Origin of the sequence: Nostoc sp. UHCC 0302 (genome assembly GCF_038096175.1) — a bacterium.
Taxonomy (GTDB): Bacteria; Cyanobacteriota; Cyanobacteriia; order Cyanobacteriales; family Nostocaceae; genus UHCC-0302.
Genome location: NZ_CP151099.1, coordinates 2,007,005 through 2,024,524, shown reverse-complemented (window position 1 = coordinate 2,024,524; position 17,520 = coordinate 2,007,005). Strand labels below are relative to the sequence as shown.

The 17,520-nt window shown below is 39.4% G+C and carries 17 protein-coding genes and 2 pseudogenes; 7 read left to right on the top strand and 12 right to left on the bottom strand.

Annotated features, from left to right (window positions below):
* Window positions 1-105: 105 nt before the first annotated feature.
* The 7 genes and pseudogenes from WKK05_RS08465 to WKK05_RS08435 all read right to left on the bottom strand — a co-directional run bounded on the left by WKK05_RS08465 (window position 106) and on the right by WKK05_RS08435 (window position 5,265).
* The gene (locus WKK05_RS08465) at window positions 106-369 is read right to left on the bottom strand and encodes a hypothetical protein (protein WP_341529304.1); all 264 of its coding nucleotides are present in this window, start codon (window positions 367-369) and stop codon (window positions 106-108) included.
* Between the two features lie 484 nt (window positions 370-853).
* Window positions 854-1,009 carry a CHAT domain-containing protein gene (locus tag WKK05_RS08460; protein ID WP_341529303.1) on the bottom strand — a complete coding sequence of 52 codons (156 nt, stop codon included), beginning with the start codon at window positions 1,007-1,009 and terminating at the stop codon, window positions 854-856.
* Between the two features lie 262 nt (window positions 1,010-1,271).
* Window positions 1,272-1,610: pseudogene (locus WKK05_RS08455) on the bottom strand (CHAT domain-containing protein); the annotation flags it as partial.
* Window positions 1,611-1,769: 159 nt separating this feature from the next.
* Window positions 1,770-3,083, bottom strand: a complete 1,314-nt coding sequence (locus tag WKK05_RS08450) for an FAD-dependent oxidoreductase (RefSeq protein ID WP_341529302.1) — start codon at window positions 3,081-3,083, stop codon at window positions 1,770-1,772.
* Window positions 3,084-3,387: 304 nt separating this feature from the next.
* Window positions 3,388-3,549, bottom strand: a complete 162-nt coding sequence (locus WKK05_RS08445) for a hypothetical protein (protein ID WP_341529301.1) — start codon at window positions 3,547-3,549, stop codon at window positions 3,388-3,390.
* Window positions 3,550-3,827: 278 nt separating this feature from the next.
* Window positions 3,828-4,028, bottom strand: a complete 201-nt coding sequence (locus tag WKK05_RS08440; RefSeq protein WP_341529300.1) for a hypothetical protein — start codon at window positions 4,026-4,028, stop codon at window positions 3,828-3,830.
* A 565-nt stretch (window positions 4,029-4,593) separates the two neighbouring features.
* Entirely contained in the window at window positions 4,594-5,265 is a 672-nt protein-coding gene (locus WKK05_RS08435; RefSeq protein ID WP_341529299.1) for a LuxR C-terminal-related transcriptional regulator, read from the bottom strand.
* Between the two features lie 109 nt (window positions 5,266-5,374).
* On the opposite strand from WKK05_RS08435, the gene WKK05_RS08430 reads away from it, so the two are divergent.
* Together WKK05_RS08430 and WKK05_RS08425 are read left to right on the top strand one after the other, a co-directional pair.
* A complete protein-coding gene (locus WKK05_RS08430; protein WP_341529298.1) occupies window positions 5,375-6,031 on the top strand; it encodes a DUF3386 domain-containing protein in 657 nt (218 codons plus the stop codon).
* A gap of 327 nt (window positions 6,032-6,358) precedes the next feature.
* Entirely contained in the window at window positions 6,359-7,003 is a 645-nt protein-coding gene (locus tag WKK05_RS08425) for a hypothetical protein (RefSeq protein WP_341529297.1), read from the top strand.
* 430 nt (window positions 7,004-7,433) lie between these two features.
* Here the strand turns inward: WKK05_RS08425 and WKK05_RS08420 are convergent, their stop codons facing one another.
* A complete protein-coding gene (locus WKK05_RS08420) occupies window positions 7,434-8,927 on the bottom strand; it encodes a PLP-dependent aminotransferase family protein (protein ID WP_341529296.1) in 1,494 nt (497 codons plus the stop codon).
* Between the two features lie 215 nt (window positions 8,928-9,142).
* On the opposite strand from WKK05_RS08420, the gene WKK05_RS08415 reads away from it, so the two are divergent.
* Window positions 9,143-9,358 carry a hypothetical protein gene (locus tag WKK05_RS08415; protein ID WP_341529295.1) on the top strand — a complete coding sequence of 72 codons (216 nt, stop codon included), beginning with the start codon at window positions 9,143-9,145 and terminating at the stop codon, window positions 9,356-9,358.
* A gap of 90 nt (window positions 9,359-9,448) precedes the next feature.
* Here WKK05_RS08415 and WKK05_RS08410 read toward each other — a convergent pair whose 3' ends face one another.
* Both WKK05_RS08410 and WKK05_RS08405 read right to left on the bottom strand, forming a co-directional pair.
* Entirely contained in the window at window positions 9,449-9,796 is a 348-nt protein-coding gene (locus WKK05_RS08410) for a hypothetical protein (RefSeq protein WP_341529294.1), read from the bottom strand.
* Between the two features lie 59 nt (window positions 9,797-9,855).
* The gene (locus WKK05_RS08405; protein ID WP_341529293.1) at window positions 9,856-11,340 is read right to left on the bottom strand and encodes a CIA30 family protein; all 1,485 of its coding nucleotides are present in this window, start codon (window positions 11,338-11,340) and stop codon (window positions 9,856-9,858) included.
* A 523-nt stretch (window positions 11,341-11,863) separates the two neighbouring features.
* Here WKK05_RS08405 and WKK05_RS08400 point away from each other — a divergent pair.
* A complete protein-coding gene (locus WKK05_RS08400; RefSeq protein WP_341529292.1) occupies window positions 11,864-12,364 on the top strand; it encodes a pyridoxamine 5'-phosphate oxidase family protein in 501 nt (166 codons plus the stop codon).
* Window positions 12,365-12,424: 60 nt separating this feature from the next.
* Complete coding sequence (locus WKK05_RS08395; protein ID WP_341529291.1) at window positions 12,425-13,309, top strand: alpha/beta hydrolase; 885 nt, start codon at window positions 12,425-12,427, stop codon at window positions 13,307-13,309.
* Between the two features lie 6 nt (window positions 13,310-13,315).
* Here the strand turns inward: WKK05_RS08395 and WKK05_RS08390 are convergent, their stop codons facing one another.
* Together WKK05_RS08390 and WKK05_RS08385 are read right to left on the bottom strand one after the other, a co-directional pair.
* Window positions 13,316-14,113, bottom strand: a complete 798-nt coding sequence (locus WKK05_RS08390; RefSeq protein WP_341529290.1) for a Uma2 family endonuclease — start codon at window positions 14,111-14,113, stop codon at window positions 13,316-13,318.
* Between the two features lie 176 nt (window positions 14,114-14,289).
* The gene (locus WKK05_RS08385; RefSeq protein ID WP_341529289.1) at window positions 14,290-15,081 is read right to left on the bottom strand and encodes an FHA domain-containing protein; all 792 of its coding nucleotides are present in this window, start codon (window positions 15,079-15,081) and stop codon (window positions 14,290-14,292) included.
* A 1,699-nt stretch (window positions 15,082-16,780) separates the two neighbouring features.
* Here WKK05_RS08385 and WKK05_RS08380 point away from each other — a divergent pair.
* Together WKK05_RS08380 and WKK05_RS08375 are read left to right on the top strand one after the other, a co-directional pair.
* A complete protein-coding gene (locus WKK05_RS08380) occupies window positions 16,781-17,239 on the top strand; it encodes a hypothetical protein (RefSeq protein WP_341529288.1) in 459 nt (152 codons plus the stop codon).
* 156 nt (window positions 17,240-17,395) lie between these two features.
* Window positions 17,396-17,492: pseudogene (locus tag WKK05_RS08375) on the top strand (RNA-binding protein); the annotation flags it as partial.
* Window positions 17,493-17,520 lie beyond the last annotated feature (28 nt).

The following is a 17,520-nucleotide window of genomic DNA, read 5'->3' as shown; positions in this document are numbered from 1 at the left end:
TAACTTGCATCTGTCGATGGTTTGAGCAATTAGCTGCACTGCGTTAGTAAGAGAGGACAATTATGCTCGCTTGGGAGTCCTAGCGGTAGCTTGCACCCAGGTTAACTAAGAAACTTTCGATTGCTGCCAAAGGATAAGTTTCAATTGAGAGCAGTAGAAAACCCCATTACTGATTTGCTGTTCGTTTTCAGCTATCCAATCATAAATTTGTATCGCTTTTGCTAATGCCAGTTGTTCTGAACGATAAAGCTGAGGGGTGGGACAGTAAGCTTGTCCATTGATATGTATAGCTACAATCTGCCAATAGTCGCTTTCTGGTACAACTTCTAAAAACCCGTTACTGTAAGCCTCGATTATTCCTATGTTCATCTACAACCATCAAACTTTAAACAGGCAACAACAAAGTCGATGCCAGCCAATTCTTGGGAGTCAAAGCTGGAATCACGAGGGAATGTACTACCAACCCCCACTCATTATTTTGTGTTTGTGGTCAAGATAAATCTGAATTCTTGGTCACTTTTTAGCTTGATTTCGTTATTGGCAGCAATAAGAGCAACAGGAATAGACACAAACTAAACTAAACTATTCCACTGTGCCTGCGGTAGTTGCTTTTATCTAATTAGGATGAAAAAAATAATTATCTGTAGCTCTTAAAAACAATTCTTTAAAGTAAACAACAACAACTTGACAAGTACATTTACACTCTGTAGGGTTAATTGTGTGATTGCGAGCAAAGTTCAGCAATCTTAAATCTTGCGACTGCTACCCTGTGGGAAGACTTCTCTACGAGACCAAGGCGAATGCCTATGTTCCACTCGCAGTGACAGTATTATATTTTATTGTGTCCACTTACTTACAACCAGTTACCAACGAGAACATAAGCAGCCCAATATCCTGGGCGGCTGTAGTTTGGATAATTTTGTAAAAGGGTTACTTGAGCGCGACGCAGAGCTTCTGCTTTTGTAACTTTAGCAGAAACTATAGCGTTTCCAACTCCAGTTAGGTACAAAATAAACCCTGCCCAACCCTCTCCTTGGTAAGGTTACGGTGTACACACAAGTCGAATTACCCCCTTTAATCCCCCTTATAAAGGAGGAAAAGAGGAAATTTAGTTCCCTCCCCTTGGAAAGGGGAGGGTTAGGGTGGGGTAAAACCGACACTTAAACCCAGATGAGTAGCCTGTTTCAGACTTCTATGTACACCGTAGCTTGGTAAGGGGAGGGTGCGCGACAGCGCGGGTGGGGTGTATTTCATGTGCTTGGCAATTGCCATAACTCACGATAAAACTCACCTACTAAAATTGTAGTGGAGCGATCGCCTACATTCCATAAGCTTACCATTGTACTCCTTGCACCTGCACGCACAGCAACCCCTGCTAAACTCAGTGTTGCCCGATTATCTCCCTCTGCTGTCTGACAAGCACTTAAGACGAGAAGTTCTAAGGGTTGTGAGTATGTTTCATCTCAGCAGCGCAACAGCAAATCAAAGTCATTAACATTAATTAGCCCATCCGTCGCCAAAATAAATGTATCTTCAGAACGAGAACTAAACTGTCCGTGAGTTGGCAAATGAACAACATTAAACGCAATAGAAGTTATCTTTTCTTCTAACTTTTAACCTTGCGGCGATGGCGGAACACCTACCGTAGGTGATAAGCGTTCGCGAAGCGTCTCGTTGGCGCAGCCTCTCGTAGAGAAGAGAAGCTTAAGCCTTCTCCTTAAGAGCGGGAGGCTGTGCCAATGGAGATGCTAGCGCGAACGGCTATCGCTTCACTCGACCATAAAGAAGCGTTCCACTAAATAAGCCGCATATTCCATACCATAAGGTACGCTCACCCCAGCAGTCATTTCATTAGCAAAGTAGGTGTTATGACGACCTTGCAACATTTCCAATCGTTGATAAATACCATCCTTGAGGTCTTCGGCTGAAAAATGAGAGAACCACTTCCAAATTAGGGGTTGCCCCATAGGTGTCACTTGAGTACCTCCAAGCTTTTTGACACAATCGGCTACGTTACCTTCCAACTCTTCAAAAGTTGTCATTTCATCCATGAATGGATAAAAATTGTAGATTTTACTGCCTGGCTCAACCTCGTAGATAGCTAATGGATAACTAGTTGGTAAAGGCTGATTTAAAGTATTTCTGATTACGTAGAAGATGTTTGCAGGTAAACCCTCTACTTTACAGGTAATAACCGCTCTTTTAATTGTACGTACCCTAGAAAAAATATCTACTTCTTCAGGAGAAGCATCAGCTACGCCAAGAAAGTCATCTACAGGAGCAGTCCAAATTAAACGCTCGAATTCCCACTGATTTGAGGCAGTTTTGACCAGAATTGTTTGACCGCGAGAAACACGCTCAATAGTTTGTCCTAGACACAAGTTATGGGAGGCCGCTAAACGATTCCATAATTCTTGATTTCCTTCTTGTAATTGAGGCATATTCAGAATCAATTTTTTCAGGAAACTGCAACGGTTCAATAATGCCAGTAGCCGAATCACATAAGCAGTAGAAGCTTCTTGTCCCAGATGTCCAAATTGTGCCGCATTCGCAATAGGCATTAGAGCATCTCGAATAAAATCTAAACCCTGTTTGTTAAACCATTGAGGCGAGGATTCATTCATGGCTCGGTAAGCAGGATTGATATAGCCTGGCTCCTCATCCCAAGTATACTTGTCTAATTCTTGGAAAAATCTCCTCATCTGCCAGAGCCGACTGAATAAAGAATATTTGGACTCCACTAAAAACGGGCTAGAAACTTTGCCAGTTGCTAAGTCAAATAATTGCACCCGTGGCATCACATGAACCGACGGAGAAATCCCATACCTCTTTCTGTATTTTTTGTACAAGGGACTAGGTAAGATCCAAACAGTTCCACCCTCGTAAATACCCCGTGATTGAAGACTTGCGTCTGCGTACCTAATTGAATATGTTTTACCTCCTACGCGATTTTTGGCATCAATGATAGTTATGTTTTTATATCCAATATCATGTAATTCTTCGGCAGCCGTTAAACCAGCACATCCAGCACCAACGATACCAATACGGATTGAAGGTTCATAGGTTAAACGATTCATTTGCATGAAACTGTAGTAAGAATTTCAATTCCATCTAATTCTACTAACTCTATGTTCAGCAATATATGCCCAAATGCCTAGCCCCTTCTCCTGCAAAGACGCCAAGGCGAACGGGGTTCAAGATAGTACGATGTCTACGATGGTCACTGAGCTTTGTCGTACCACTTCCCTGCGGGACGCTACGCGTTAGCGGAGCTTTCGCTTTAGCGATACGTGGAAGCAAGCTACGCGCAGCGTCTCGTAGAGAAGTGCGGGCTACGCCTCACTCGACCATTTTTTAGGATTTTGGGTGGGTGTGGAACCTTTACCCTTACTCCTGCATCGGATACCGCCGCATCATTTCTTGCAATTCCACTGCCTCACCCTCTGCCGTATACACATCTTCCCCCGACATTGCGATTGCGCTAAGCGCAGTGCCAAAGGCACAATATGGATGCGCGTTACACTCTCCGCAAGATTCAGGAAGAGGCATGCCGCAGAGGTTTAATTCCCTATTTCCCACTGATAAACGATTCCGAGGAGATATAGCCTCTAGATTGAATGGCACTAAGATAACGGCAAACCTATTATTTATAAGGCTTTTGGGTGTGGGGTGTGGGGTGTAGTGATCAAGAAGTTTATTAATGCTTGCACTTCCATTCTATTTTTCTTATTTTCTGACTACACCCCACACCTTACCCCCAACAAAGAGCCTGATTCATGGATTTTAGCTTTTCAAGCGTGCCATTCGCCTCTAGATTTAAATAATTACTACGCCTCCATTGTGACGACGACCTCGTAGAAGTTGAAATCGTGAGGTGCAAACTTTCCAACTTGTTTCTTCATAGCTATAAAGTCTTGGTCTTGAGTCGCTACTTCCATCTCTTCACGACTGCGCCATTGAACGTAGTTAATGACTCGTTTACCGTCCAAGCTTGCGTGCAGGCTGGCTGATATGAAGCCTGCACGCAAGCTTGGGTATTTCTTGGTTCTCCACTAGGAAATCCAATATACGCTGTTGCTGTTCAGGATTTTCAACTGTAAAGATGTTAATCGCGGTAATTTGACCAGATTTATCGCTAATTGTGATCAATTTTGCTCCTATTTACGAGTTAGAACTGATTTTGGTGGAGTTTTATGGAATTAAGAAAAATCGGAAGCTCAATTGAGAATTGTTAATCAATAATTATTAACTGGCTTTCTACGTTTTCTCAACTATTGGAACTAACTTAGGCGAAAACGAAGTCCCCAGCCGATAATTTGTTGAACAGAACACCAGACAAATTTGCAAACGAAATATCCTTGCCGTCCAAGCTAGCAACAATGCTGGTACTGCGAAAATCATCAAAAGCGGGTAGCAACTTCAAGTCATCAAAGTCAGAGATGCCGCTGAAAGCAAATAAATTGATATTAGCTGCTTAATAATTATATAATAATTATTTTTACTCACATGGGGCATAAGGCAATTCAAAATACTTGCTAAATGTATAGCTTATACCGGGTTGGAGAATGCGCAGGTGACTCATTAAATTATCCTTTATGAAACCTGCGTATCTTGCAGCTTTGCTACCATTTCTGCACGTGCTGAAACCTTTAACTTACGAAACATCCGCTTCAAAGCTTGTTTGACAGAATTTTGCGTAATCCAAAGTTTTTCACCAATTTCCGCATTCGTTAACCCCTGCGCTACTAACTCAGCAATTTCTAACTCACGCACTGTTAGAGGATTGGGTACAAGAGAATTGGATACTTTTGAATTCGCCCGTAGGGTTGCCATTTTTGCTGACAAATGAATGCATAAAGCGCTCAAGTCAGCTAAATCGTTGCCATTAAAAGGAGGATTTCCCCTATCACGGGCTAAATTAAGCGTTCCGACAAGCCGACCATCGCAAACTATTGGCCCCGTCATCACGTGTTCGTGGTCGTGACGTGAACAAAAATTCTTCCAGTCGCTTGGAGATAATAATAACTGCTCATGAGCGGGAGCGTGACGTTCAACCACGTAGCGCCCGACTGGATTGCTTTCTAAGCATACTGCCGGAATCCCTGAAACATCAATTTCAGCGGTTGGTTGCTCGTCTAAAAAATAGATACCCCAATGTTGTACGCCAAAATGTTCGCCAATTTTATCCATGAGAGCTAGTTTTAATTCTTGCTCATTACGGACATTGGCGATCGCATGAAATACGGCGTGGAGAGAATTAGACATAAGTGTACCCAGTTGGGGACTATCCGAGCCTCAACATTTACTTCTATGCTAATACCAAGGAAAGTAAAACGCTAATAACGCTAATTTAAAGTAGCGATAGGAGAAGCACATGACAGTTACACAACTCTCTGCTCAGGAACTTTTCCGGGCTGCTTATGAGAACCGCTATACCTGGGACAAGAATTTCCCCGGTTACACTGCAAATATTACCTATAAGTATGACGATAAAGTGTTTACAGGCAAAGTTATCGTCAATGCCAATCTGAAAGCGGAAGTATTGGATGTAGAGGACGAGCAAGCAAAGCAGGCAATTCACGGACAAGCTTGGGAGATAGCAATTCACCGCATCCGCCGTAGCTTTGATGAAACCCACAGCACAAATACTTTTAGCTATGGTGAAACTGACGGAACTGGTGCAGTTGAACTTTTAGTTGGTGGTAAGGCTGAGGGTGATAAATACAAAGTCCGCAATAATGAGGTTTGCCATGTTCACCGTCTAATCCACGGTACTTTTGTGACAATTGACACCTTCAGCAGTCACGATACTGGCGAAGGCTACCTTTCTCACACTTATGACTCTGTATACCACGACCCCAAAACCGGGGAACAAAAAGGTGGTAGAAGCGAATTTACTGATGAATACGAAAAAGTTGGTAAATATTTCATCTTGAATCGCCGAGAAATTCGCACTGAGACAGGAGGACAAATCTCAGTTCAAGAATTTATCTTCTCGGACATCAAGTTATTGGAGCCTGTTGCTGCTTAAGCTACATTCTTCAATCTAAGTATAAAGAGCGATCGCATTAAATTATTGGTGCGATCGCTTTTATTTTTTACGTTTCTTTTAGAGTTTATTGAGAATAAAATCCTCTTGTTGACATTATTTGTTTGCCCTAGATGCTCTAGTAAAAGGAAAACTATTTGAACTAGGGAAAGGTCTGTCTTACGATGCTACACAAAAAGGTTAAAAAATTTTTAGTAAAAAATAATACAAGATGTAGACTAAATTTAGCAGTACATAATTAAATCAAGTTTTATGAAAAAGCTATTCAAGGCTAGTCTGATAGCACTACTGTTTAGTCTAGTAATAATATTGCCAAACATAGTACTAGCTAATGATTTGAGATTCATTCCCAACAGATCAGAATTAGCAAGTAATGATTTTGTAGACTGGCGAGCAGTAGGGCCGATATTTAGTGCTGTTACTAACCCTTTTTTCGTTATGTCTTCTAATGGTATTGGAGTAACAGTCAGTAAATCATCTGGAGAATTTAGCATTACAGAACAAACTTCAGCTTCAGACGGGCCTTTTTCCGCCAACTTTGCACCAGGTGATGCACTAATTTCGACAACAGGAGAAACTTCTGGAGCAGTAACAATTACTTTTAGCTCTCCTATAATCGGAGTTGGAACTCAGGTTGAAGCATTTGGAAATGGAGTTTTTTATGCCGTAATTGAAGCATTAGATAGTTTTGGTAAGAGTTTGGGCAGCTTTCGTGTTAAAGGATTAGCCAAGTACGGTGGGACTGGGGATAACACTGCTCCTTTTGTTGGTGTAATTAACCATAGTGCCAACATTGCTAGTATTAGAATAACTGCACTCAGAAGAGGTAGAGTTGGGTTTGCCTTTAACAGACTAGACATAGTTTCACAAATAAATTCACACATAGATTTAAAGCAAACGCATGGGATTTCTGAAATCCCTGACAAAGGCAAAGCAACTTCAGACATTTCTTGAGGTACTACCAAAATTAATAGCTATCGCACCAGCATGGACATAAATTATCCAATATCGAATTTTTAATGATGAGTTAGCTAGTGCTTCATATACAGCAGAATTCAGGTGGTCGCACCTCGACTGCGCTCGGTGGTCGCAGAGCGCAGCCGAGGTAAGCTAGGAGCCAGAAGTCATAAGTAAAAGAGGCTGAACATATAGCTTTTAAGCTCATACACTGTACTTTATTTACTTACAAACTGCTGTAAATAAATCTTGAATTACGTTGACTTGAATACTCGGAATCTAGTTATAAAATTACTTGATGAGATTGGAAAAGAGCGTCAACCTCTGCAAATTTAGTTCATCAAGAGCATTAAAATACAGCGCGTCTTTTTTTAATTACTACAACGTGATGCATTGTGTTAATTATTTCCAATGCAGGAGAGAATCACTAAATACTATAAGCAAGCGGTTGATAATTAACAGTCTTCTCACATCCTTGATTAATATGCTTTTTCAGCAATTTACCCACAATTGCAATGCCTTGCTCAATCTCATCTTGTTGGAGACAGAAAGCTAGACGCATAGCTGGATAACCCTGCTGATCTGGGAAAAATACCGTATGACAAACTAGGTAAACATTTTGAGCCAAGGCTTCTTTACGAATTACCTGAATCGGAACATTATCAGGTAACTGTACCCACAGAAATAAACCTCCTGTAGGAACTGTCCACTTTGCCTCTTCGGGAAAATCACGCTCTAAAGCTTGCAGCATAGCATTACGACTTTGGATATTTTCTGTACGTAGTCGGTTGAGGTGACGGCGGTAATGTCCTGAAGCGAGATACTCACTGACTATTGTTTGAGAAATACTGGATGTGTGAAAGTCATAGAGCAATTTCTGCTCGATTATTGCTTGATAATGCTTGCCTGGAACCACCATATAGCCGACTCTTAACCCAGGCATTAAAGTTTTAGAAAATGTGCCTAGATAAGTCACTAAATTATTTTTATCTATAGCTTTAATTGGAGCTGGTACAGGTTCAAAATTTAATCCTTCATAGGCATTATCTTCTAAGATTGGACATTCGTACTTTTCGGCTAATGCTAACAATTCTTGGCGATGAGCTTGTGTTGTCGTCAATCCTGTAGGATTGTGAAAAGTCGTGATGGTGTAAATTAATTTAGGGCGATGACTGTCTAGATATTGTTCTAATAACTCTAAATTCATTCCCTCCGCAGTCATGGGAATACCAATTATCCTAGCTCCTAAGCTTTCTAAGATGGAGATAATACCGTAATATGTGGGAGATTCTACAATCACCCAATCCCCAGGTTTGACATAATAGTTCATCGCTAACGACAAACCTTGCTGAGAGCCATTAGTAATAATTAAATCTTCTGGAAAAACTTCTAACCCTTGATGTACTAACATTTGAGCAATTTGCCTGCACAAAGTTAGTTGTCCTTGAGGCAAATCGTAGGGACAGAAAATATCAGCGTCTTCTTGTCTTAATACTCGTCTGGCAATGGCGGTAATATCTTTTGGTGGACGAGGCGCACCATAGCCAAAATTAATCATTCCTGGCTGTGCTTGCGCTTGTTTCATCGGAATGTATGTGTCATAAAACGAACACTTTCCGGGTTTGGGGATTACGACATTTTGAGCTGGAGCAAATGTCGGGTTTAGGTTAGTACTTTGAAGAGAAATGTTATTTACAAAATAGCCTGAACCCTGACGAGCAGAAACAATACCATCTGCTTCTAAAACGCTATAAGCTTCAATAATTGTGAGTTTATTAACTTGCAAACTCTCTGCTAAAGAGCGAATTGAGGGGAGGCGATCGCCACTTTTGAGTGCGCCAGATTTAATCAGACGACTAATGCGATCGCGTATCTGCAAATAAATGGGTTTGCGTGATTGCCGTTCCAAAAAAATGTTCATTTTGGCGCACTCGTAATGACTTGAAAATCGTCAATATTGGCAATATAAACGATTTTTACCAAGTTTACCTAGTACAGTTGAATGATTTTTTACTATTACAGTTGTAACGGCATATAACTGTACTAGAACAAATCTACTAAAACTGTACCTTCTCAGTTGAAAATTCCTAAGTGAAAGTAAAAGTAATAGTTGATTGTTGATTAGGCGCTTTCACTATGAATAAATTTAATTTTTTATTATCTTTCCAAACAATTTGGCAACATTTTGTCACATGGATAGGCAGCAGTTCTGACCTGCAAGTTTGGTATGAATCAGACCATCGTGGTCGTGTTTCTTGTTGGCACGCTTATGACCCGGTAACAGGACGTTCTGCCTGTTTTGGTTCTGAGGAAGAAATGCGAATTTGGATTGACAAATGTTATTACAGATAATACCAATTCAACAAATAATGTGAATATAAACCACGTTTAGAGACGTTGCAATGCAACGTCTCTAAAAAATAAGGGTAAGTTACGAAGTTTCTAACGTGATTCTAATTGAGAAACACGCGCCTCTAATTTATTGACTTGTTGCTTCAATTCAACCACTAAAGTTGCTAGTCGATCAAACATCTGGTCTTGTTGTGATAAATTCCCTCTAGAACCAGTTGGCTGTCGTGGTGTAAGTGTTGTTCTTGGCGACGGAGACTGGCGGCTTTGTCCCATTCGGGATTCTATCTGGTTTAACCGTGACTCGACACGATTCAAGTCCGCTTCCAGATTGTTGATGCGAGATTGTATTTGCTGGGACGACGCGGTGTTGGGAAATAAACCGAGCCAGATAATAATTACTAAAATCCCAGAGAGTACTAGCACCTTTATTTTTTTCATGTAAATAACTGACTTATTTAAAAAGCCTTTGTATGCTTTTTAGTCTGTGGATATTTCATTCATTTATCCGGTTGTAAGTGAGAAAATAACCTCTGCCAATCGATAGAGTTTATATTGTTTTCTCCCTCTTTAACCTCAAACGTAATGTTAGACGCTTTCGCCAGTTTTAGCGCTTGCACACAAAGTTTTGCGACATCCTCACGGCTGATTTTTCCCCTAATATTATCGCCTTGCTCAAAGATTAATTCTTTATTCCCTGATTCTTCAGTTAAAGCACAAGGTCTAATAATTGTATAAGGAATTCCACTTTCTCTTAAACTATCTTCTCCTTTCAACTTCCATGTCAAAATTCCTCCCAATTGGTCATTTAATTTGACTGCTGGAGGTTCTTCATCCAAATTAATACCTGGGCGTCCGGGACGAGTCACACCTGCTGAACTGACGAGGACGAACTGTGGTAGAGGTTCCCCACCATAAGCTTTAATTGATTTCACTTCTAAAGTAAAATCACCAGCTGAGAATTTAGGATTTAAAGCATTATCATATTCAAATTTGCTCAACATCAGTTGAAATGAACGTATTTGACTGGAGTCAATTGATGGTGCATCTTTTACAGTTTTTGCGCGAAATACAGGAATCAAATCTGCAAAGGGAACACGAACGTCTATCCAAGTGTTAGCTACGGTATCGAAAGAATAGCTATAACCAACACCATCCCATGCCGCATCTGTCCGCAGAAATAATTTATAACGTTGTCCATCACCTTTAAGGCGTAATTCTACACCTGCATAACTCGATAAGTTGAAAGGTGGATCAAAATTCTTAGTTCTGATAGAAGCAAAGCCGCCAGAGTTGGCAGTAGAAACATTGCCAGCAAATAAAGCTGTATCTTCTAATAATTGGATATTACTTGCACTTACGCCACCCATCACAACATCATCAATTGCACCCCAAACACTTTTTAATTCTGTTGATGGATGCGTAAAGTCAAATATGAGCTTTTCATCTGCTTTAGGTAGATATCTTGCTGCTGCTTCTACTAAGTTTTTGACACCTTGATATTCCACATTTTCTGGAGTGTCGCCAACAATTTCTGGCTGATAAAACTTGATACCTTGATAGTATTTGGATCTATCTGCTGTGTCTCCCTCAACTGGTTGCACACGTACTGCTGTGCAACAAATTACAGCTTGGATATCAGCGAAAACTACAGGTGTTAAAGTTTCTGGTTTCGTAATATCTGCAACTACTAAGTCAACATCATCGCCTAGAATTGACCTTGCCTTCTCGATATTTCGGACAAGCGATCGCACCTTATAACCCTGTTCCAGCAAGCGCCGCACTACTCGCTTACCGACACCACCAGTCGCACCTGCCACTAGAACTACACTCACTTTTCTTCCTCCAATGGGTATATTTTGATTATCCTTCGGACGACCTTGGATTAACTGTTGTACCCAGTTAAGTAAAGGAATTACCTCAAAGTAAGTCAGAGTTTCAATAAACCTGCCTAAATCCCATTGAGAACGATTTTTGTCACTCACAATCGCGTCCTCGCAACTTTCTTAAGTCTATCTTAACTAATTTATAATTCGTAATTAATAATTATGATAATATTAAGCGCTAATCAATTTTCAATCATTTTCTATTTTTTATTCGTAATCTAAAAGTTTTAAAAGTGTAGAAGATCACAGAGGCTGGCAACAATATTAAACTAAATTCTGATAATACATCTAGATATTAGGCTGGAACTATCAAATTTCTACCTGATATTAAAATAGTGATGTAACTAGAGGTGAGATTTGGGAGTCTATGAAATCAGAAACGGGTGCTGATGTTGGTAATTTTGTAGGAAAATACGAGTCTACAGGAGGTATTGAAGCTTGAGTTATGCAAAGAGGTTTTGTGGTTCTCGGACTGTAGTATTTCTGTGACAGACTAATAGCGCACCATCTTTTGTAAAAAATCTGCCAGCCGTGGTTAAATTTAGGTTTGATTTTGCCATCCTATTACTCAAGAACGCTAGGATACTTAAGGAATTGTTACTCATCCAATGGTAATTTCCTTATGAGCCAACTGGAAAAAGTTCAAGCTGAATACGAAAAGTTTCCTGAAGAAGTTGACAGTGTAATAATTAGCACCGTCAACGCACAAGGAATACCTGACTCTAGTTATGCGCCCTATGTAATAGATGATGCTAAGAATATTTACATTTACGTAAGTGGTCTTTCGACCCATACTAAAAATATCTATGCCAATCCTCATGTTAGTGTCTTATTTATCGAGGATGAAGCTAAGAGTAACCAAATTTTTGCGCGTCGCCGTTTAAGTTTTATTTGTACAGCAACTTTAATTGAGCGTGAAACTGACAATTGGAATCAAATTGTTGAGCAATTTCAAGAACGATTTGGTGAAATTATTGAGGTTTTGCGCGGCTTATCTGACTTTCGGATTTTCCAGCTAACTCCTAGTGAAGGTCGTTTTGTCGTTGGTTTTGGGGCAGCATATCACATCAGCGGTGATAACCTTAATCAACTCGTTCAAATTACAGGAGATAAAGACGGATAAAAATAACAATTTAATCCTTTATCCTTCACGTTTAATAGTTCATACTTCACATTTAATTTTATGCTTCAGTTTCAACCTCCTGGCTTTGGGCATAAAGTCATCCATACATCCTTGGGGGCTATGGTTTACTATACCCAAACGAATGCACCTTGGACAATTGCTGATACTGAAGATTTACCTCCACTGCTTTTCTTGCATAATTTTGGTGGTGGAGCATCTGCGTATGAGTGGTCTAAAGTTTACCCAGCTTTTGCCTCTAATTATCATGTTTTAGCCCCTGACTTAATCGGTTGGGGAGAATCAGCTCATCCAGTTAGGGATTATCAAATTAGAGATTATCTCAGTACAATCGCAGAATTTATCATCCATACTTGTCGCCAACCTGTAATAGTTGTAGCATCTTCTTTAACAGCTGCTTTTGCTATCCGCTTAGCTATTGTGCAACCCAACTTATTCAAAGCACTGTATCTAGTATGTCCCTCTGGGTTTGACGACTTTGGGCAAGGTGCGGGACGCAGACTTCCGCTTTCGATAATTAATACACCGTTGCTGGACAATTTAATTTATGCCTTTGGTGCTGAAAATGAAATTGCAGTCCGCAACTTTTTGCAAAGTTTTCTCTTTGCTAAAGCACAAAGAGTATCACAAGAGATGGTGAATGCATATTTAATCTCTGCACAACAGCCTAATGCCAAGTTTTCAGCCTTGGCATTTTTACGGGGTGACCTTTACTTTGACTTGAGTTTATATATTCGGCAACTTACTATTCCTACAGTCATTTTTTGGGGTGAGAAAGCACAATTTACTAGTGTTAAATTAGGACGAAGGTTGGCAAATTTAAATGTAAGTGCAATTCGAGATTTTTATGCGATCGCAGATACGGGAGTACTACCCCATTTGGAAAAACCAGAAGTTGTTATTGGTCTATTACAAAAGTATCTTTAGACATTACTAAGTATTGAGTTGCTCAATTTCAGATTCCGTCAAACCTGTTAACCCAGCTACCTGTTCTACTGACATTCCTAACTCAAGTAAATTTCGTGCTGTCTGCTGCAACTGTGACTCAGCCTGCTCAGCTCGTTCACGTTCCTGCTCAGCCAATTCTTGCACTCTATCTGCCCGTTGACGTTCCTTTTCTTCTGCTGTTGGCAATAATTCTCCATCCATTGTTACCCAACGCAACCAAGTTGTATTAATTCCTTTGTAGCTACCTTGCCAACGTAGTAATACTAAACCTAATACTTGGCTAACCAATTGATTCTGGGCGTTTGGTGCTAGTGGTTGATAAACTCCGTTATTCAAAAAGAAACCAGCCCAATCATCTGGTTTGAAAGGATCAAACCAGAAATATTCTGGTACACGCATTTGATTTTGATAAATCAGCTTTTTCTCGTTTTTATCAGTTGCTGCTGTACCCGGCGAAAGCAATTCAATTACTACATCAGGGCCTTTGCCTTCTTCCCAAACAACCCAACTGCGGCGTTCTCCCTTGGGAACTCCTAACACAATAAAAAAATCTGGGCCACGAAAATCCTGGTTTTTCAGCTGTGCCAAGCTGAAGTAGACAAACATATTGCCACTCGCATACCCGTCATCTCGGTCTTCCAACCAAGTTCCGACGACATCAATTAACAATTCCATTTGCACTTTATGCCGTTGGCTTTCCATTGGGATACCGTCATCGTAGGGCAGTTCCGCTTGGCTTGGTGGGAACGTTACATCTGTTACAGGGAGGGCAGTTTCTGACATGGCTTTTTAAATTTTGGTAGCCAGTGCTGACATATCTATGTTAGTTGATTACTGGGATAGAGTGCGATGGCGTAACCGCCCGCCCTAGGCGATCGCCTAAATAACAGTGGCAAAGCGAATCGCACTTGGATACATTAGAACTATTAGAAACTTCCGGTACGGAATGTTAACGAAACTCATCTTTTAATTACTTGCTGAAGTGTAAGCGGATTAAAGTTGAAAACTTTTCCTGTTGTGAACAGTTGATATCCACATGAAATACCTGCAAATGATAAAAGCAATGAAAAAAGGGATACTGAACCAATAACGACCCCACTAGCGATGAATAGAGCAATTCCTATTCCGATCAAAACCCATCCCAGTTTACGATTATCACGTCCACCCCAATTAAGAGCTACTACACCTCCTATACATAGCAATATTCCAGGTGTGCTGCGTAAGTAGACGCTTACATAAATACTTGTACTTAAAAATGCAACGCCTGCTAGTATTAGCCCTAATCCAATAAGTTTACTAACAAAAATTACTTGATTTTCTTCTTCTTTACTAGTAGGTACTCTGATATTAGTTTGTGCAAAGTTGGGTGTAGGGTTTTTTGTCGCAGATGTAGCGCTCTGCTTTACCCTAAACATAAAAGTTATTTTGTCTCCTTGACCAAGTGAAATTCTGTCTCCTGGTTGTAGTGAACAAAAGATATTCGGTTGAAGTTTAACACCATTAACATACGTGCCATTAGAACTGCCCAAATCAGTGATGTGGTAATCATCATCATTTACCCAAATTTGCGCGTGAAGACGAGATACTACATCGGATTCTGGTAAGCCTGAAATATCGATATCTGGTGGTTTTTGGTCATTTGGTTTACCAATGCAAACTATCGAAAGATGCGAAGGCAATTGGAAAAGAGTGTTAGTTTGGATGTGAAGAAGCTCTTTAGTTAGGTCTGTGGTAGAAGATGCACTATTCATGGTTTTTGTAAATTAACTATCTTTTCCAAGATCCTCTGCCCTTGAGTGAAAAGAGAATAGTGAAAATCCTGAAATAAAATTTAATTTTTAATGAAATTGTTCTCATTCCGCAATAAGTTTCTACAGCTTTATTTTGGGAAGAGCATTTCTTGAAGAATAAATCTTCTAATCACTTCAAACTACCTTGCTCAAATGCATAGGAGGATGCATAGTCGAATGGCACTAAGACTCATGTAAAACCTTGTCAGGGCTCTTTGTTGGGGGTAGGGTTGCAGGTTCGTGTTTAAGACAATTAAATTTTAGTTGCGCGGCGGAGTTTAACATCTTCTTAATTCCCCACACCCCACACCCTACACCCCACACCCTCTCATCCTCGATTTCCGCGCACTTATGCTGAGTAGTCGAAGTAGTCGAAACTCAGCGCATCGCTGAGGACTGGGGACTGGGAATTACAGCAGATTGCGGGTAATTGTAGTACATTAAAATCAGTGCATCAATACTAAAAATGAAAGCTTAGTCCATTGATTTTCGAGAAAAAATAGTCCAAGCCTATGAACAAGGAAGCACCTCAATCAGACAAGTAGCCTCTCGATTTGATATGATACTAATTCTTTATGAGTTCGCATAGAGCAAAGCTTGGTAAAACAGAGCTTCCAGGATAAAATCATAAGGCATCATGTCAAAATAAATTGTACAAATTTTATTTGGAATAGCTTGCTAAATCTAACTTTCAAACAAAAATATTCAGGTATTTTTAGACAAATCCTAACTAGTCAAAGAAGAGATGAACTTAGAAGATAATTGAGCTAACTCATGTTGAACTCACTGGCGTAATTGGTCAAGATTTGAGAGATTCTCACCTTTAAACTGACTTTTAATTAACTGCTATAATCGCTCGATGGGATTAACGCTCTTATATCACTTGCGGAGAACAATCATCGGAGCGAAACTCTGAAACTGTGATTTAAAAAAGTTTTGAGTTTTTCTTTTCTAACAGAAACTAAAATTTCTTGCGGTATTTAAACATTTTTGATAAAGAAATAAGCCTCAAACCCATGCATAGCAAAGAAAATACGCGAAATGCCTAAAAAAGCCTGAAACCCAGATATATCAAGAAAATAGGCAAAAAGATGTTAAAGCCTTTGTGTATATATATTTGAGACTATTTTATCCGTGTTTTTTATCTAAGTTCCAATAATACCGTATTGAGAGTAAAAAAAGAGCCTAAAAGACTGGATGCTTTTATGCCGCTTCGGTAGCTTGTTGACTAAGATTTACCTCTACCTGCATCTGCATTTTTTAATCTTTTTTATATTATGTATAAAAAAGAACTTAAAAGCTAGATAAAGCCTTTCAGTTTACTCCTTTAGATAGATAAAGAGGACAATAGGCATAGTGGTACTGTTTTTAACAGTATGGAATCAAGCTGTTTATTTCAAAATAGAAAGTTTGATTACAATTTAAAAGGTTTAATTTCGCATTCATTCTCCTATCTTAAGTCTGATATGAAAGCCAATGATTATATAGAATTCTACTAATCTAGAAACTGATAAATTTTTAACTAATGTTTTACATAGCTGAGATTCTAAGCATTGCTACAATTTTGGTTAGTATGATTCTATGTAAAGCAAATTTACTTGAATTTGTTAGCCTAGAAAATGTTAAAGCAATAGGATATTTATTAAAAATAGCTTAACTTATGTCTAATAATTATCAGTTTTTTTGTATAGATTTCTGGTTACCTATTGATTACGAATCAAATAAAGACGGTGAAACTTTTATATTTGCTGATGATACTTTCGATTTAAGTATTGCAGGTTTTTCTCTAATTAACTATTGTTGGGAACAGCAAATAAATCCAGAAATAATTGAATATGAAAATCTTGTGAAAAATCTTGGTTTTCCACTAGAATTATATGGGGAAGAATTTAATTTTTTATCTAAAAATAGTGCGCTAACGCTATTAAATAAGATAAGTAACAAGTATTCTTCGGAGCTTACCTGTTGGTTGCAAAATTACATATATCCTGAATGGAAGCGCCAAGGATTAATAAATACACCTTGTATTACTAATTCTTCTGTTTTATTTAAACCAAATGCTGAAGTCCTATCTTTGGAGCTTTCTGGTACTGAGGTGAATGGCACGAAGAAAAGGTGAAAGTTTATCAAATCCAAATTAACTGCGTCAGCGAGTTCAACATGAATTAGCCCAATTATCTTCTGAGCTAATCTTCTCTTTGACCAGTTATGATTTCATCCTTGAAGCTCTGTTTTACCAAGCTTTACTCTATGCAGGCTCATAGAGAATTAGTAGAACCAGAAAACTGGTGAAAAGAGAGGCTTTGCAGTTGTAGAAATGGAAACGGACACTAAAGAAATTGCAGCAATTAGGATTAAGAGGCACTGAATAGATGGGTTAGAGCCTTAAAGTAAAGCTAA

What these genes read in the sequence shown, in the direction of transcription:
- WKK05_RS08465 (WP_341529304.1), bottom strand. Translation starts at nt 369, where the DNA reads ATGAACATAGGAATAATCGAGGCTTACAGTAACGGGTTTTTAGAAGTT.
- WKK05_RS08450 (WP_341529302.1), bottom strand. Translation starts at nt 3,083, where the DNA reads ATGCAAATGAATCGTTTAACCTATGAACCTTCAATCCGTATTGGTATC.
- WKK05_RS08445 (WP_341529301.1), bottom strand. Translation starts at nt 3,549, where the DNA reads ATGCCTCTTCCTGAATCTTGCGGAGAGTGTAACGCGCATCCATATTGT.
- WKK05_RS08435 (WP_341529299.1), bottom strand. Translation starts at nt 5,265, where the DNA reads ATGTCTAATTCTCTCCACGCCGTATTTCATGCGATCGCCAATGTCCGT.
- WKK05_RS08430 (WP_341529298.1), top strand. Translation starts at nt 5,375, where the DNA reads ATGACAGTTACACAACTCTCTGCTCAGGAACTTTTCCGGGCTGCTTAT.
- WKK05_RS08420 (WP_341529296.1), bottom strand. Translation starts at nt 8,927, where the DNA reads ATGAACATTTTTTTGGAACGGCAATCACGCAAACCCATTTATTTGCAG.
- WKK05_RS08415 (WP_341529295.1), top strand. Translation starts at nt 9,143, where the DNA reads ATGAATAAATTTAATTTTTTATTATCTTTCCAAACAATTTGGCAACAT.
- WKK05_RS08410 (WP_341529294.1), bottom strand. Translation starts at nt 9,796, where the DNA reads ATGAAAAAAATAAAGGTGCTAGTACTCTCTGGGATTTTAGTAATTATT.
- WKK05_RS08400 (WP_341529292.1), top strand. Translation starts at nt 11,864, where the DNA reads ATGAGCCAACTGGAAAAAGTTCAAGCTGAATACGAAAAGTTTCCTGAA.
- WKK05_RS08395 (WP_341529291.1), top strand. Translation starts at nt 12,425, where the DNA reads ATGCTTCAGTTTCAACCTCCTGGCTTTGGGCATAAAGTCATCCATACA.
- WKK05_RS08390 (WP_341529290.1), bottom strand. Translation starts at nt 14,113, where the DNA reads ATGTCAGAAACTGCCCTCCCTGTAACAGATGTAACGTTCCCACCAAGC.
- WKK05_RS08385 (WP_341529289.1), bottom strand. Translation starts at nt 15,081, where the DNA reads ATGAATAGTGCATCTTCTACCACAGACCTAACTAAAGAGCTTCTTCAC.
- WKK05_RS08380 (WP_341529288.1), top strand. Translation starts at nt 16,781, where the DNA reads ATGTCTAATAATTATCAGTTTTTTTGTATAGATTTCTGGTTACCTATT.